The sequence below is a fragment of the Rhodococcus baikonurensis genome (assembly GCF_040489275.1).
Classification (GTDB): domain Bacteria; phylum Actinomycetota; class Actinomycetes; order Mycobacteriales; family Mycobacteriaceae; genus Rhodococcus_F; species Rhodococcus_F baikonurensis.
The window spans coordinates 103339-115811 of record NZ_JBEUOQ010000005.1; the positions used below are offsets into that span (position 1 = coordinate 103339).

Below are 12473 nucleotides of genomic sequence, written 5' to 3' on the forward strand. Positions count from 1 at the left end.
CGTGCAGCTACAATGGTCTTGGGAGTTCGCCAGTTCCCCCGGGCCATTTGGTTAGCCGGGACGGCTGTCTTCACACGAACCCCACCGATAATGTGCGCGCACCTGCATCGACGGTTGTTGCCCGCTTCGCCGAGATCGCCGGACGGTTCGAATTCGTCCGAGTGGAATTCAGTGCTGAGGCGTAGGCATGACCGAAGAAAAAGAGGGCATCGACATCGGCCGACTTACGGCCTGGCCCCTTACCTTGTGCGTGCGTACCGCCACGAGGAAAGGCTAGTCCCCTGAGCAAGATCACTGTCGACCACGAAGACGAAGCAACCGAGAACACCGTTTCCGTCCAGCTCGACGACACCCATGTACCCCCGACCTTCGCCGAACTCGGTGTCCGCGACGAAATCGTCCGCGCACTGAACGAGATCGGCATCGAGCGCACCTTCGCCATCCAGGAACTCACCCTCCCGTTGGCTCTCGCCGGTGACGACCTCATCGGTCAGGCACGAACCGGTATGGGCAAGACCTTCGGTTTCGGCGTCCCGCTCCTGCATCGCATCGTCACCGCCGAGAACGGCACGGCGGTCCTCGACGGCACTCCCCGCGCGCTGATCATCGTTCCCACCCGCGAACTGTGCATCCAGGTCGCCCGCGACCTCGAGAACGCCAGCAAGTACCTCCGCGTCGGCGACCGTGGTCTGCAGGTTCTGCCCATCTACGGCGGCCGGCCGTACGAGGCGCAGATCTCGGCACTCCAGAAGGGCGTCGACGTTGTCGTCGGCACCCCGGGTCGCCTGCTCGACCTCGCCAACCAGTCGCACCTGATCCTGGGCAAGGTTGGCGTTCTCGTCCTCGACGAGGCCGACGAAATGCTCGACCTCGGCTTCCTCCCCGACATCGAACGCCTCATGGGCATGGTCCCCGACAAGCGTCAGACAATGCTCTTCTCGGCCACGATGCCCGGCCCGATCATCACTCTGGCTCGCACCTTCCTGACGCAGCCGACGCACATCCGCGCCGAGGAAGCCGAATCCTCCGCAGTGCACGACCGCACGAGCCAGCACATCTACCGTGCGCACGCTCTCGACAAAGCCGAGATGGTTGCCCGCGTACTGCAGGCCGAAGGCCGCGGCGCGACGATGATCTTCACCCGTACCAAGCGCACCGCCCAGAAAGTCGCCGACGATCTCGCCGAGCGTGGTTTCTCCGTCGGCGCGGTCCACGGCGACCTCGGACAGATCGCCCGTGAAAAGGCACTGAAGGGCTTCCGCAACGGCAAGGTCGACGTTCTCGTTGCCACCGACGTCGCTGCACGCGGTATCGACATCGACGACGTCACTCACGTCATCAACTACCAGTGCCCCGAAGACGAGAAGACGTACGTCCACCGCATCGGTCGTACCGGCCGCGCCGGACGCACCGGCATCGCCGTCACGCTGGTCGACTGGGACGACATCCCTCGTTGGCAGCTCATCGACAAGGCACTGAGCCTCGGAATCCCCGATCCGGTCGAGACGTACTCGAGCTCGCCGCACCTCTACGAGGAGCTGTCGATCCCGGCCGACGCCAAGGGCACTGTACGCAAGGCCAAAGCTGCGCCGGAGAAGGCTGCAACCGACAAAGCCGCAACGGACAAGGCCGCAACGGACAAGGCCGACGCGCCGAAGACGACCCACTCCGACGGCAACGAAGAGAAGGCCGCTCCCCGCCGCAACCGGACCCGTCGCCGCACCCGCGCCGGCGCTTCGGCCGACGCCGCGACGTCCACCACCGCTACCGCGACCACCGCTCCCCCCTCGGCACCCGCCGCAACCGGTGCCGAGAACACGGACGACGACGGAGCAGCCAAGCCGCGTCGCCGTCGGCGTCGTCGCCCCGCGGCTACCGCGACGGCAGGCGCCGCAGAGTAAGCTGCCGATGTGCTGGCTCCCGAAAGGCGTACTCGCTCAGATCTGATCGGTGCGCTGGCTCTCGCGCTGGCCGTAGTCGTAGCGGTGACCGTGGTGTGGTTGCGCAGTGATGCGCACGGAACCACCTCGGTCACCGCAGACACGTCTCTCCCGCCTCTCTCGACGTCGGTGTTGTTGCCCGACATCCTGAAGCAGACGTGGGAATCCGCCAGTGCCGATTCGACGGCGCCGATCACCGTCGGCAATGCCGTCGTCACCGCCGACGGCTCCGAAGTGATCGGCCGCGATCCGGCAACGGGTGAAGAAGTGTGGCGTTACGCGCGCAACATACCCCTGTGCGGTGCGATCGGTTCATGGGATCGCGTCGTCAGCGTCTATCAGGACGATCGCGGTTGCTCCCAGGTCACGTCACTGGTCGCGGACACCGGCGCCCGAAAAGACCAGCGCAACAGCGACGCCGATTCCGCGGTCAGTTTGTCGGCGGACGGCACCTACCTGATCTCACGCGGCAGTGAGCGAATGGAACTGTGGCGCTCGGACCTTGTCCGAACCCTCGAGTACGGCCGGGTCGACGCGAAGGTCAATCCCAACAAGCAACCTCGCACCGGATGCACGCTGCTCGACGCCGCGTCGAGCGCCAACCGTGTCTCGGTACTCGAACGCTGCCCCGGTGAAGCCTCCAACAGGTTGACGGTGATGAATCCCGCTCCCAAGGACGCCCAGGAACCCGAGGAGTACGGATCCTCGATTCTCCTCGACTCCGAGGGCGCCCGCCTGCTGTCCGTGGCCGGCGAGAAAACGGCGGTCTACCTCCCCGCCGCCAACGGAACTGTTTCTCGCATCAGCATTTTCGACGGATCCGGCAGCCCGATCGTCGACTATCCGATCGAGGGAGCGGTGACCGAAGATGCTCGCACCCACGCCGACAAGGCTTCGATCACATGGTGGACCGGCTCGCAGACGGTCAACCTCCGACTGAGCGATCTGGCTCCGACGTGGATCGTCAACGGAACGTCCGGGCCCGGAAGCATGGTCGCCGGTCAGATGCTCATCCCCGTTCCGGGCGGCATTGCAGCCGTCAGCCCGTCGGACGGAGCGGTGCAGCGCATGATCGCCGTCGACCGCGGTGAGACGGCGACACCGATCGTGCTCGCCAGTGCGGGCGAGACGATTCTGGAACAGCGCGGCGATACCTTGTTCGCGCTGCGATAGAAGCTCGCCTTCCTCAGAGCGCCAGTTCCGGCGCGAAAGTCACGACTTCGTTTCCAGCCCAATGCTTTACGAGATTGTCGGCGAGTTCGCGATAAGCATCCGCACCCTTGTTCTTTCGTCCGGCGAGGACCGTCGCGCCCGACGCGGACGCCTCGGCGAACTTGACGGTGCGTGGGATCGGCGGCGCCAGAACGGCGAGGGAGTAACGGTCGCTGACGTCCGCGAGCACGTCGCGACTGTGCGTGGTTCGAGCGTCGTACAGAGTCGGAAGTGCACCGAGCAGAACAAGATCCGGGTTGGTGATGGCTTGGACTTCACGAACCGTACGCAGCAGCTGTCCGACGCCGCGGTGTGCCAGGGTCTCGCATTGCAGTGGAACCAGAACCGACTGCGCCGCAGTCAATCCGTTGAGTGTGAGCACACCCAACGACGGTGGGCAGTCGATGATGACGACGTCGTAGGAACCCAGGAGCGGAGACAGCGCCCGCTTGAGCGCGAACTCTCGGCCGGGTCGCATCAGAAGCAACGCTTCAGCGCCCGCGAGATCGATCGTGGCCGGCAGCAGGTCCATGCCGTCGTCCGTCTTCAGCACGGCGTCGACCGCGTCGAGATCACCCGCCAGGACCTCGTTGACCGAACGCTCGAGGCGATCCGGGTTGTGGCCGAGCGAGAACGTCAGGCAGCCCTGCGGGTCGAGATCCACCACCAGGACTCGTTGTCCGAGCGCGGACAAAGCCGCACCGAGAGAGGCGACGGTAGTGGTTTTAGCCACGCCGCCCTTTTGATTCGCCACTGCGAGAACCGTCGTCACACGTAGATCCTTGCGCACTTCGCGCCAGGAGGCGAGCTACACACGCGAGGCAGCCTGCAATGATGGTCGACATGACCTCCCAGTCCACCCCCTCGTCGATCCCTCTCGGTGCTCGCGTCGTACTGATGCGCCACGGTGAAACCGAGTGGGCACGGACCGGAAAACACACCGGACGGACCGAGGTTCCACTGACTCCGCTCGGCGAAATGCAGGCCACCGCGACCGGAAACCGACTGCGGACACTCGACCTCCGCAATCCCATGATTCTGACGAGTCCGCGTTTGCGCGCACAGCTGACGGGTGATCTTGCCGGCCTGCCGGAGGAGCGAACCTGGGATGCACTGTCCGAATGGGACTACGGGGACTACGAGGGCCTCACGACACCCGAAATCCGGGCAACGGTGCCCGATTGGACCGTCTGGACACACCCGTGTCCCGGCGGCGAGCAGGCCGACCAGATCCATGCCCGCACCGACATGGTGCTGTCGATGGTGCGTTCGCAGCTACCCGAGCGGGACGTGATTCTGATCGGGCACGGCCACTTCTCACGCGCACTCATCGCTCGCTGGCTCGAGCTCCCCGTGACGGAAGGAAAGCGCTTCGCGTTGTCGCCCGGCGCATACACGGTTCTCGGTTACGAGCACGGGGCTACTCACCTCCTCCACCACAACGTGCCACCGCTCGTGGAGGCGTGAGGCTTAAGATCCTCTGCATGATCCGACGCGCCACGCCCGCAGACGTCCAGCCGATCACCGACATGATCTACGAGTTGGCGGACTACCAGAAGGCCCTCGACGAGTGCACCGTGAAGGCGGAACAGATCGGCGAGGCTTTGTTCGGACCGGCCGCGACGGCCTTCGCGCACGTCGCTGTGAATTCCGCCGACGACGTCGTCGGCATGGCGCTGTGGTTTCGCAATTTCTCCACGTGGGACGGCGCGCACGGCATCTACCTCGAGGACCTGTACGTCAAGCCCAGCCAGCGCGGATCAGGGCACGGGAAGGCTCTTCTGGCCGCGCTCGCCAAGGAGTGCACCGACAACGACTACACCAGGCTGTCCTGGTCGGTGCTCAACTGGAACACCCCCTCGATCAAGTTCTACGAGTCACTCGGTGCCGACGCGAAGACGGAGTGGACCACGTATCGCCTGACCGGCACCCACCTCGGGGCGCTCGCGGCCGAGGCCGAGTAGGAGTTCAGTCTTTCTTGCGCCCGGTGTCGCTGGTTCCTTCGGCGTCCGGACGTTCCTCGTCCGATGACGCCTCGTCGGCATACGCTCCGTACTCCGCTGCCATCCACCGAGACGTCGGAGCCGAGAACAGGCAGCCGAGGGCACCGAGAACGACGACACCCAGAACGATGCCGAGCAGAACCTGATGGGAATCGGTCAGCAGCGACCAGGCAACCGGCAGGAGCAGCAGCTGGGCGACGACGGCGATGGCCCGGCCCCACCGGCGACCGGTCAACAGGGCGATACCGGCAGCCAACACCGCACCGCCGAGGATCGCGACCCAGGCGGCAAATCCGTATCCGTTGGTGACGCTCTGATCGTGGCCGGTTGCACCGCGAATCACTGCGACGATCGCGAACCCGGCGGCAACGAGCCCTTGCAGCGTCACGAGGGCACCTGCCCATGTGACTGTCTTGGGCAGGGCGTTCGGACTGGCGGTATTCGGCACGAGGCCAGCCTAGAACACGACACCGGATAGGCTCATGCCCCGTGCGCGCACTGCTGATCGTCAACCCCAATGCCACCTCCACCACCGCTGCCGGTCGTGACCTGTTGGCACACGCCCTCGAGAGTCGTGTGCGACTTACTGTGGCGCACACCACACATCGGGGACACGCTGCCGAACTGGCGCGCGAAGCCCACGAAGACGGGTTCGGCTCGGTGATCGTCCACGGCGGCGACGGCACGGTCAACGAAGTGGTCAACGGACTGCTCGGGTCACCGCATCCCACGTCCATGAAATCGGTTCCGGTCGGTCCGATCCCGACAATCGCAGTCGTCCCCGGAGGCTCGGCAAACGTTTTCGCGCGCTCGCTCGGTATCGCCGCCGACCCGATCGATGCCACGAACCAACTCGTCGACCTTCTCTCCGAGCGCACGCGACGCCGAATCGGACTCGCACACTGCGACAACCGTTGGTTCACGTTCAACGCCGGAATGGGCCTCGACGCCGATGTCTGCGAGGCCGTCGACGCCAGCCGCAAAAACGGTGACGCCGCCACACCCGCCCGGTACGTCCGAACCGCAATCGCGGCGTTCTTCCGTGCCAAGCGAGCCGAACCAGCACTGACCGTCCACCTTCCCGATCAGGATCCCGTCTCCGGAGTCCACTACGCGTTCGTGTCGAACTCGAGCCCGTGGACATATCTGGAAGAGCGCCCCGTACACACCAATCCGGGAACGACTTTCGACAGCGGACTCGGCATCTTCGCCATGACGAGCACCAAAGTCCTACCGTCCTTGCGGGTTGTGCGACAGCTCCTCGCACGCGGCGCCGAGCCGAAATCGAAGGTTCTTCTCCGCACCGACGACGTCCCGTCAATCACCATCGAATCGTCGCGACCGATCGGACTGCAGATGGACGGCGACTACATCGGACTTCGCGAAAAGGTCGAATTCACCTCGGTACCGGATGCACTGGAAGTGTTCGCACCGATTGCGACGTGAGTCAGGCAACACGTTTGACCTGCAAAAACTCTGGTGCCGAATAGCCGAAATCGGGTAAAATGCCGGTGACGCCCAGGTGGCCGTCAGGTGTGTCACAAATTAGTGAGTTGGCCCACGAACCCGTTCAAACCTATTGACATACCGTGAGTTCGTGAAAGCATTCACAAGTAACAGTGCGGAAACATTGATGACGCACACACAAACTCATTGGTACCAAATGGTGTGAATACACACCCAATTAAGGAGCGAAAAAAGATGGACTGGCGCCACAACGCAATCTGTCGCGACGAGGATCCCGAACTGTTCTTCCCGGTGGGAAACAGCGGACCGGCCCTCGCTCAGATCGCTGATGCCAAGGTTGTCTGCAACCGCTGCCCCGTCACCGCCGAGTGCCTGTCCTGGGCTCTCGAGTCCGGTCAGGATGCAGGCGTCTGGGGCGGAATGAGCGAAGACGAGCGTCGCGCACTCAAGCGTCGCAACGCACGTACCCGTGCACGCACTTCCGTCTAGGTAGAACCGAGACGTTCGACTCGCGACGGAGAACAGCCCCTCCGCACAGTCGAAGACGACAGCCCGGCACCACATGGTGCCGGGCTTTTTGTCTGCTCGAATCAGTAACGATGCGCGAATCAGTAACGCGCAGTACGCCTACCGAGCGGCACACGCAGAACCGCGTCGGTGCCACCGCCGCTCCCCGGGTGCAGTCCGAGTGAGCCGCCGAGTTCGGCGCCCAGCAAAGTCCGAACGATCTGCAGTCCGAGGCGATCGGATTTCTCGAGGTCGAAATTTTCCGGGAGCCCGCGCCCGTTGTCGTGGATGATCACGTCCAACCAGCGTGCAGAACGCTCGGCGCTCAATGTGACCGTGCCGGTAATACCTGGATCGAAAGCGTGCTCGATGGCGTTCTGCACCAACTCCGTCAGCACCATGACCAACGGGGTGGCACGCTCGGCGGAGAACACTCCGAAACTTCCCTCACGCCGAATCGTCACCGGCACACCTACTCCCGCGACATCGGAGAGCATGGGAACCAACCGGTCGATCACCTCGTCGAGATCCACCTCTTCGTCCACCGACATCGACAAGGTGTCGTGAACGAGGGCGATGGACGTCACGCGCCTCACCGATTCTGTCAACGCTTGTCGCGCTTCGTCGTTGCCGGTTCGTCTGGCCTGTAGACGCAGAAGCGCCGCGACGGTTTGCAGGTTGTTCTTCACTCGGTGGTGAATCTCGCGGATGGTCGCGTCCTTGCTCAGGAGCGCGCGATCACGACGCTTGACCTCGGTGACGTCGCGGACGACGACCGCAGCACCGACGTGCCGACCGCCCGGCTTGAGGACCAGGGCTCGCAGCAGAACGGTCGCCCCGCGCGCCTCGATCTCCATACGGCGACCGGGCTTGTCCGCCAACGTATCCCGGATGTATCCCGCAGCTTCCGAAGACTCGAACGGGTCGGTGACCAACGAACGGGTCAACGCCGCGAGGTCTTGGCCCACCAGATCCGAACTCAAGCCCATCCGGTGATAGGCCGAGAGCGCGTTCGGGCTGGCGTAGACGACGGCGCCTTCGGTGTCGAGACGGATGAACCCGTCGCCCGCACGTGGGCTCGAGTTCGTGTCGGAGCGCGATTCTCGGATCGGGAAGGTTCCGTCGCTGATCATCTGACACAGGTCTTCGGCGCAATCGAGATACGCGAGCTCGAGCGGACTCTGCGCTCGCTGGTGCGACAGGTTGGTGTCGCGGCTCAGAACCGCGATGACGCGCCCGTCCAGACGCACGGGAACGGCTTCCTTACGTGGCGGCATTCCTTCACGCCACGTCTCGTCTTCGCCGCGAACGACGCGGCCCTCCACGAGAGCGCGGAGAACCTGCGGGTGCTCGGACTCGGAAACGACCGTCCCGACCGCGTCCTCCGGAAAAGCCGTCGATGCCGTTGTCGGCCGGCAGTGCGCGACGCAGATGACCGACCCCTCCGAACGGTTCTTCTCCGATTCGGTGCCCACCCACAGAAGAACATCGGCAAAGGAGAGGTCGGCGAGCAGTTGCCACTCGCCCACTACGCGCTGGAGGTGGTCGACCGCCGCACCCGGGAGATCGGTGTGTTCGGCGAGGAGGTCACTGAGAGTGGACATCGTCCGACTTAGGAGATCACGGCGATCAGATCGCCTTGCTGAATGACATCGCCGACCTTGACGCCCACCGTCGTCACCGTTCCCGGAACCTCGGCCAGGACCGGAATCTCCATCTTCATGGATTCGAGGATGACCAGGGTGTCGCCGTCCGCAACGACGTCTCCCTCGCTCACGACCACCTGGTAGACCGTCGAAACCATCTCGGCGCGCACGTCTTCTGCCATCGTGAACCTCACTTCTGTCGGAACTGCACTCTGACCACGAAAATACGTCGACGGATCACTCGATCGACCTGCCAATGGAACCACACCGGCATCGGCGTGAAACAATGACGCGAAAGAAACAGAAGGGAGACCAATCATGGGTAAGCGTGGTCGTAAGAAGCGCAGCCGTAAGGGCAACGCCGCTAACCATGGCAAGCGTCCAAACGCCTGACATGTAGCGCAACAAAACGTCCGAGGGGCGGGGAAGCATTGCTTCCCCGCCCCTCGGCGTTACTGCCTACGCTACTACCGCTCAGATCGTCGCTGACGGGCTAGCTGTCGGTTTCGGTAGTCGTTATGACGATGGTCCGACGCAACTCGACGGTGAGCCGCTGACGCAGACTTTCCGGCGCGTGGTCTCCGCCGCACTTACGGTTGATCAGGCTCTTGACCTTCTCTTCGATCCCGTAGGCCTCGAGGCACGATCCGCAATCGTCGATATGACGCTGCAGGCGAGCACGACTGGAATCGTCACATTCACCGTCGAGCATCAACCAGACGTCGGCGATGACTGCCGAGCAGTCGAGCCTTTCGAATTCGTCCTGCTCACTCATCGTGTGACACCTTCCGTCTCGGTGGCTGCGACTGTGGCTGTGTCGACTGCGCCGTCCCGATTGAATCCCCGGTCTTTTGCGACATCGGCCAGAAGACCACGCAATTGCTTGCGACCACGGTGCAGTCGCGACATCACCGTTCCGATGGGTGTGCCCATGATCTCCGCGATCTCCTTGTACGGGAATCCTTCGACATCGGCGTAGTACACCGCCATCCGGAATTCCTCGGGAAGCGACTGCAGCGCCGCCTTGATGTCGTCGTCGGGCAACGCGTCGAGCGCCTCCACCTCGGCCGAACGCAGACCTGTGGACGTGTGCTCAGCGGTCGCGGCCAACTGCCAGTCGGTGATCTCGTCCGTCGGGTACTGCGCGGGTTGGCGCTGCTTCTTACGGTACGAGTTGATGTAGGTGTTGGTGAGAATCCGGTACAGCCAGGCTTTCAGGTTGGTACCGGCACGGAACGAGCGGAAAGCGGTGTACGCCTTGACGTACGTCTCCTGCACGAGATCCTCGGCATCAGCCGGATTCCGAGTCATGCGCAGGGCAGCGCCGTACAACTGGTCGAGCAGCGGGAGCGCGTCGCGCTCGAACCGGGCAATCAACTCATCCGCAGTTTCGGGCGTTTCGGACACTGCGCCGTCGGCAGGTTCGGTAACCCCTGACGGTTCGTCCTTGGGCCGGTCGTGTTCCAGCACTCTGATCCCTTCACTAGCCGTAGGGATCAAGGTTACCGCCAACTGAAGATCCGACCCACGGGCCGGTGGTGGCTCACACACAGCCAGCACGGTCGCTCCTTCGCTTCTCGGGACAAGTTTCATCAACTGGTACCAACACGGGAGTCTGCGACTCTGTTCCCGGCCTGGTCGGATGCACCTGTCGGCGATCCGCATAGGGTGTCCTCATGGCCGGAACTGCGACCCCTGCGACCGTACTTCTCGACAAGTCGAAGACACCGCACCGAGTCCACAGCTACGACCACGATCCTCGCGCCGAATCGTTCGGCGACGAAGCCGTGGACGCGCTGGCCGAGTCGACAGGCGTCGAGGCTGCCCAGATCTTCAAGACCCTGGTAGTCAAACTCGACACCGGCAAGCTCGCCGTCGCGGTTCTGCCGGTCCCGGACAAGCTCTCGCTCAAGGCTGCAGCCGCTGCCCTCGGTGCGAGCAAAGCAGTCATGGCCGATCGCGTCGAAGCCGAGCGCTCGAGCGGCTACGTCTTCGGCGGTATCTCACCGCTCGGCCAGCGCAAGAAACTGCCGACCGTGATCGATGCGTCGGCGCTCGACTGGGACCGCATTCTCTGCAGCGCCGGTCGACGCGGGCTCGAGATCGAGCTGGCTCCGACGGACCTCGTGCAGTTGAGTGGCGCGGTCACGGCGCAAATCACGGCGGGCTGAGTATCCGGTCGCTACGGTCTCACCATGCGACCACACCTGAAAACTCTGGCACTGACCGCTGCAGCGGCAGCCCTCACCGTCTCGCTGACGGCCTGCGGGAGTTCGGACAATGCCGCCAAGGAAGTCACGGTAGTCGGATCAGGGCAGATCCGCGGAGCGCCGGACATCCTCAATGCCGACATCGGTATCGAGGTGGTTGCCCCGGATGTATCGGGAGCGGTCTCGGAGTCGAATGACAAGGCCCGTCAGATGATCGACGCGATAGTCGCCGCCGGCGTGGCCCCCGAGGACGTACAGACAAGCGATCTGTCCGTCCAGCCGCAGTACGACGCGAGTGGTGGACCGTTCATCGGCGGCAACGTGACCGGCTACCGGGCAACCAACTCGGTACGGATCGTCGTCCGCGATCTCGACAAGGCCTCTTCTGTCCTGGACGCCGGCATCGCGGCGGGCGGAAACGCGGCACGGCTCGGCAACGTCGCCTTCGCCATCGACGACGACTCTCAGCTTCTGGCCGACGCTCGCACCCGAGCTTTCGAGGACGCGAAGAACCGTGCCGAGCAGTACGCGGATCTGTCCGGCACTTCGCTCGAGAACGTCGTGACCATCACCGAGGCGCACGACACGAGTGGCGGTCAGACCATGCGCGCTCCCGACGCCTCGATGTCCGACATGGTTCTCGCCCCGGGAACCCAGCAGGTCTCGTTCGAAGTGACCGTTACCTGGGCTCTCGGCTGACTGCTAGAGCAGGCTGATCTGCTCGCCGGCACGGTCGACGTCCGGCTCGATCAACTCGTGTCCGTTGTTCTTGACACTGTTGACCAGCGGCCGGACTCGATCGACGTCGATTCGTTCGAAGAGATCCGGTACCGGCTCGAGCAGGGCCGAATCGACGGTGTTGTCGGGATCGAGCCATGGCTCCCAGCGGTCGCGAGGCAGGGCGAGGGGCATGCGGTCGTGAACCTGCTCGAGGTGACCGAGAGAGTCGACTGTGACGATCGAGCAGCTCAGGACGGGGCTCGCGTTCTCGACCCTCGGGTCCCGCCAGGCAGACCACACACCCGCCATGAACAGCCGTGATCCGTCGTCGGGGTGCATGTAGTAGGGAATCTTCGCTGCCTTCTTCCCGCCGGTGGCCTCGGTCTGCCACTCGTACCACCCGTCCATGGGGACCAGGCAACGCTTGAACTTGAAGGCGGTCCGAAAGGCCGGCTTCTCCGCCAGCGAATCGGCACGGGCGTTGAACAGGACCGGGCCTTTGCCCAGTTCCTTGGTCCACGACGGGACCAGTCCCCAGCGCATCCGCCGAATCCTCTTGGTCGGATCGCTGTCGGGGTTTTCCCGATCGTGGCGTTCGACGACGGTCAACACCTCGGTCGTCGGGGCCACGTTGTAGTCGGCTTCGACGGGCGCCGAGTGGTCGGTCTCGTCGAGCGCATCGAGTTCCACCGCCAGGGTGGCCGGGTCAGCTGTGGTCGCATACCTTCCGCACATGACACCCAGGGTGGCACGGTTTCGACCATTCCC

General features: G+C 63.9%; 16 protein-coding genes. 9 read left to right on the forward strand and 7 right to left on the reverse strand.

Annotated elements, in window-relative coordinates; translation table 11 throughout:
* The first annotated feature begins 281 nt into the window (after window positions 1-281).
* Both ABWI03_RS13825 and ABWI03_RS13830 read left to right on the forward strand, forming a co-directional pair.
* Entirely contained in the window at window positions 282-1901 is a 1620-nt protein-coding gene (locus ABWI03_RS13825; protein WP_298778758.1) for a DEAD/DEAH box helicase, read from the forward strand.
* 9 nt (window positions 1902-1910) lie between these two features.
* Window positions 1911-3113, forward strand: a complete 1203-nt coding sequence (locus ABWI03_RS13830; RefSeq protein WP_298778109.1) for an Rv3212 family protein — start codon at window positions 1911-1913, stop codon at window positions 3111-3113.
* A 13-nt stretch (window positions 3114-3126) separates the two neighbouring features.
* Here the strand turns inward: ABWI03_RS13830 and ABWI03_RS13835 are convergent, their stop codons facing one another.
* Window positions 3127-3924, reverse strand: coding sequence for a ParA family protein (locus tag ABWI03_RS13835; RefSeq protein WP_095969281.1), 798 nt, complete (start codon window positions 3922-3924; stop codon window positions 3127-3129).
* Window positions 3925-3995: 71 nt separating this feature from the next.
* Between ABWI03_RS13835 and ABWI03_RS13840 the strand changes: the two genes are divergently transcribed.
* Window positions 3996-4619 (forward strand): acid phosphatase, encoded by a 624-nt coding sequence (locus tag ABWI03_RS13840; RefSeq protein ID WP_095969282.1) that lies wholly within the window; start codon window positions 3996-3998, stop codon window positions 4617-4619.
* A gap of 17 nt (window positions 4620-4636) precedes the next feature.
* On the forward strand, window positions 4637-5116 hold the full coding sequence (locus ABWI03_RS13845) for a GNAT family N-acetyltransferase (RefSeq protein WP_003940724.1): 480 nt from the start codon (window positions 4637-4639) through the stop codon (window positions 5114-5116).
* Window positions 5117-5120: 4 nt separating this feature from the next.
* Here ABWI03_RS13845 and ABWI03_RS13850 read toward each other — a convergent pair whose 3' ends face one another.
* A complete protein-coding gene (locus ABWI03_RS13850; RefSeq protein WP_298778119.1) occupies window positions 5121-5603 on the reverse strand; it encodes a hypothetical protein in 483 nt (160 codons plus the stop codon).
* Between the two features lie 41 nt (window positions 5604-5644).
* Here ABWI03_RS13850 and ABWI03_RS13855 point away from each other — a divergent pair, with 41 nt between their 5' ends.
* Together ABWI03_RS13855 and ABWI03_RS13860 are read left to right on the forward strand one after the other, a co-directional pair.
* Window positions 5645-6601: a diacylglycerol/lipid kinase family protein gene (locus tag ABWI03_RS13855; protein ID WP_095969107.1), complete on the forward strand. Its 957-nt coding sequence runs from the start codon at window positions 5645-5647 to the stop codon at window positions 6599-6601.
* 255 nt (window positions 6602-6856) lie between these two features.
* Window positions 6857-7111, forward strand: coding sequence for a WhiB family transcriptional regulator (locus ABWI03_RS13860; protein ID WP_003940950.1), 255 nt, complete (start codon window positions 6857-6859; stop codon window positions 7109-7111).
* 119 nt (window positions 7112-7230) lie between these two features.
* On the opposite strand, the gene ABWI03_RS13865 is transcribed toward ABWI03_RS13860, so the two are convergent.
* Window positions 7231-8733, reverse strand: coding sequence for a sensor histidine kinase (locus ABWI03_RS13865; RefSeq protein ID WP_298778123.1), 1503 nt, complete (start codon window positions 8731-8733; stop codon window positions 7231-7233).
* An 8-nt stretch (window positions 8734-8741) separates the two neighbouring features.
* Window positions 8742-8957, reverse strand: a complete 216-nt coding sequence (locus ABWI03_RS13870; protein ID WP_007731208.1) for a biotin/lipoyl-binding carrier protein — start codon at window positions 8955-8957, stop codon at window positions 8742-8744.
* A 136-nt stretch (window positions 8958-9093) separates the two neighbouring features.
* On the opposite strand from ABWI03_RS13870, the gene ABWI03_RS34190 reads away from it, so the two are divergent.
* Window positions 9094-9168 carry a 50S ribosomal protein bL37 gene (locus tag ABWI03_RS34190; RefSeq protein ID WP_022597109.1) on the forward strand — a complete coding sequence of 25 codons (75 nt, stop codon included), beginning with the start codon at window positions 9094-9096 and terminating at the stop codon, window positions 9166-9168.
* Between the two features lie 100 nt (window positions 9169-9268).
* On the opposite strand, the gene rsrA is transcribed toward ABWI03_RS34190, so the two are convergent.
* Both rsrA and ABWI03_RS13880 read right to left on the reverse strand, forming a co-directional pair.
* On the reverse strand, window positions 9269-9550 hold the full coding sequence (gene rsrA / locus ABWI03_RS13875; protein ID WP_003940722.1) for a mycothiol system anti-sigma-R factor: 282 nt from the start codon (window positions 9548-9550) through the stop codon (window positions 9269-9271).
* The gene (locus tag ABWI03_RS13880) at window positions 9547-10245 is read right to left on the reverse strand and encodes a sigma-70 family RNA polymerase sigma factor (protein ID WP_095969105.1); all 699 of its coding nucleotides are present in this window, start codon (window positions 10243-10245) and stop codon (window positions 9547-9549) included. The genes rsrA and ABWI03_RS13880 overlap by 4 nt, the downstream gene beginning before the upstream one ends.
* Window positions 10246-10451: 206 nt before the next feature.
* Between ABWI03_RS13880 and ybaK the strand changes: the two genes are divergently transcribed.
* Window positions 10452-10946: a Cys-tRNA(Pro) deacylase gene (gene ybaK, locus ABWI03_RS13885; RefSeq protein ID WP_095969104.1), complete on the forward strand. Its 495-nt coding sequence runs from the start codon at window positions 10452-10454 to the stop codon at window positions 10944-10946.
* A gap of 24 nt (window positions 10947-10970) precedes the next feature.
* Window positions 10971-11684: an SIMPL domain-containing protein gene (locus tag ABWI03_RS13890; RefSeq protein WP_298778132.1), complete on the forward strand. Its 714-nt coding sequence runs from the start codon at window positions 10971-10973 to the stop codon at window positions 11682-11684.
* 3 nt (window positions 11685-11687) lie between these two features.
* Here the strand turns inward: ABWI03_RS13890 and ABWI03_RS13895 are convergent, their stop codons facing one another.
* Window positions 11688-12440, reverse strand: a complete 753-nt coding sequence (locus ABWI03_RS13895) for an SOS response-associated peptidase (RefSeq protein WP_124566398.1) — start codon at window positions 12438-12440, stop codon at window positions 11688-11690.
* Between the last annotated feature and the right edge of the window lie 33 nt (window positions 12441-12473).

Coding starts and splice junctions, on each gene's coding strand:
- ABWI03_RS13840 (WP_095969282.1), top strand. CDS start 3,996: ATGACCTCCCAGTCCACCCCCTCGTCGATCCCTCTCGGTGCTCGCGTC.
- ABWI03_RS13845 (WP_003940724.1), top strand. CDS start 4,637: ATGATCCGACGCGCCACGCCCGCAGACGTCCAGCCGATCACCGACATG.
- ABWI03_RS13860 (WP_003940950.1), top strand. CDS start 6,857: ATGGACTGGCGCCACAACGCAATCTGTCGCGACGAGGATCCCGAACTG.
- ABWI03_RS13865 (WP_298778123.1), bottom strand. CDS start 8,733: ATGTCCACTCTCAGTGACCTCCTCGCCGAACACACCGATCTCCCGGGT.
- ABWI03_RS13870 (WP_007731208.1), bottom strand. CDS start 8,957: ATGGCAGAAGACGTGCGCGCCGAGATGGTTTCGACGGTCTACCAGGTG.
- rsrA (WP_003940722.1), bottom strand. CDS start 9,550: ATGAGTGAGCAGGACGAATTCGAAAGGCTCGACTGCTCGGCAGTCATC.
- ybaK (WP_095969104.1), top strand. CDS start 10,452: ATGGCCGGAACTGCGACCCCTGCGACCGTACTTCTCGACAAGTCGAAG.
- ABWI03_RS13890 (WP_298778132.1), top strand. CDS start 10,971: ATGCGACCACACCTGAAAACTCTGGCACTGACCGCTGCAGCGGCAGCC.
- ABWI03_RS13895 (WP_124566398.1), bottom strand. CDS start 12,440: ATGTGCGGAAGGTATGCGACCACAGCTGACCCGGCCACCCTGGCGGTG.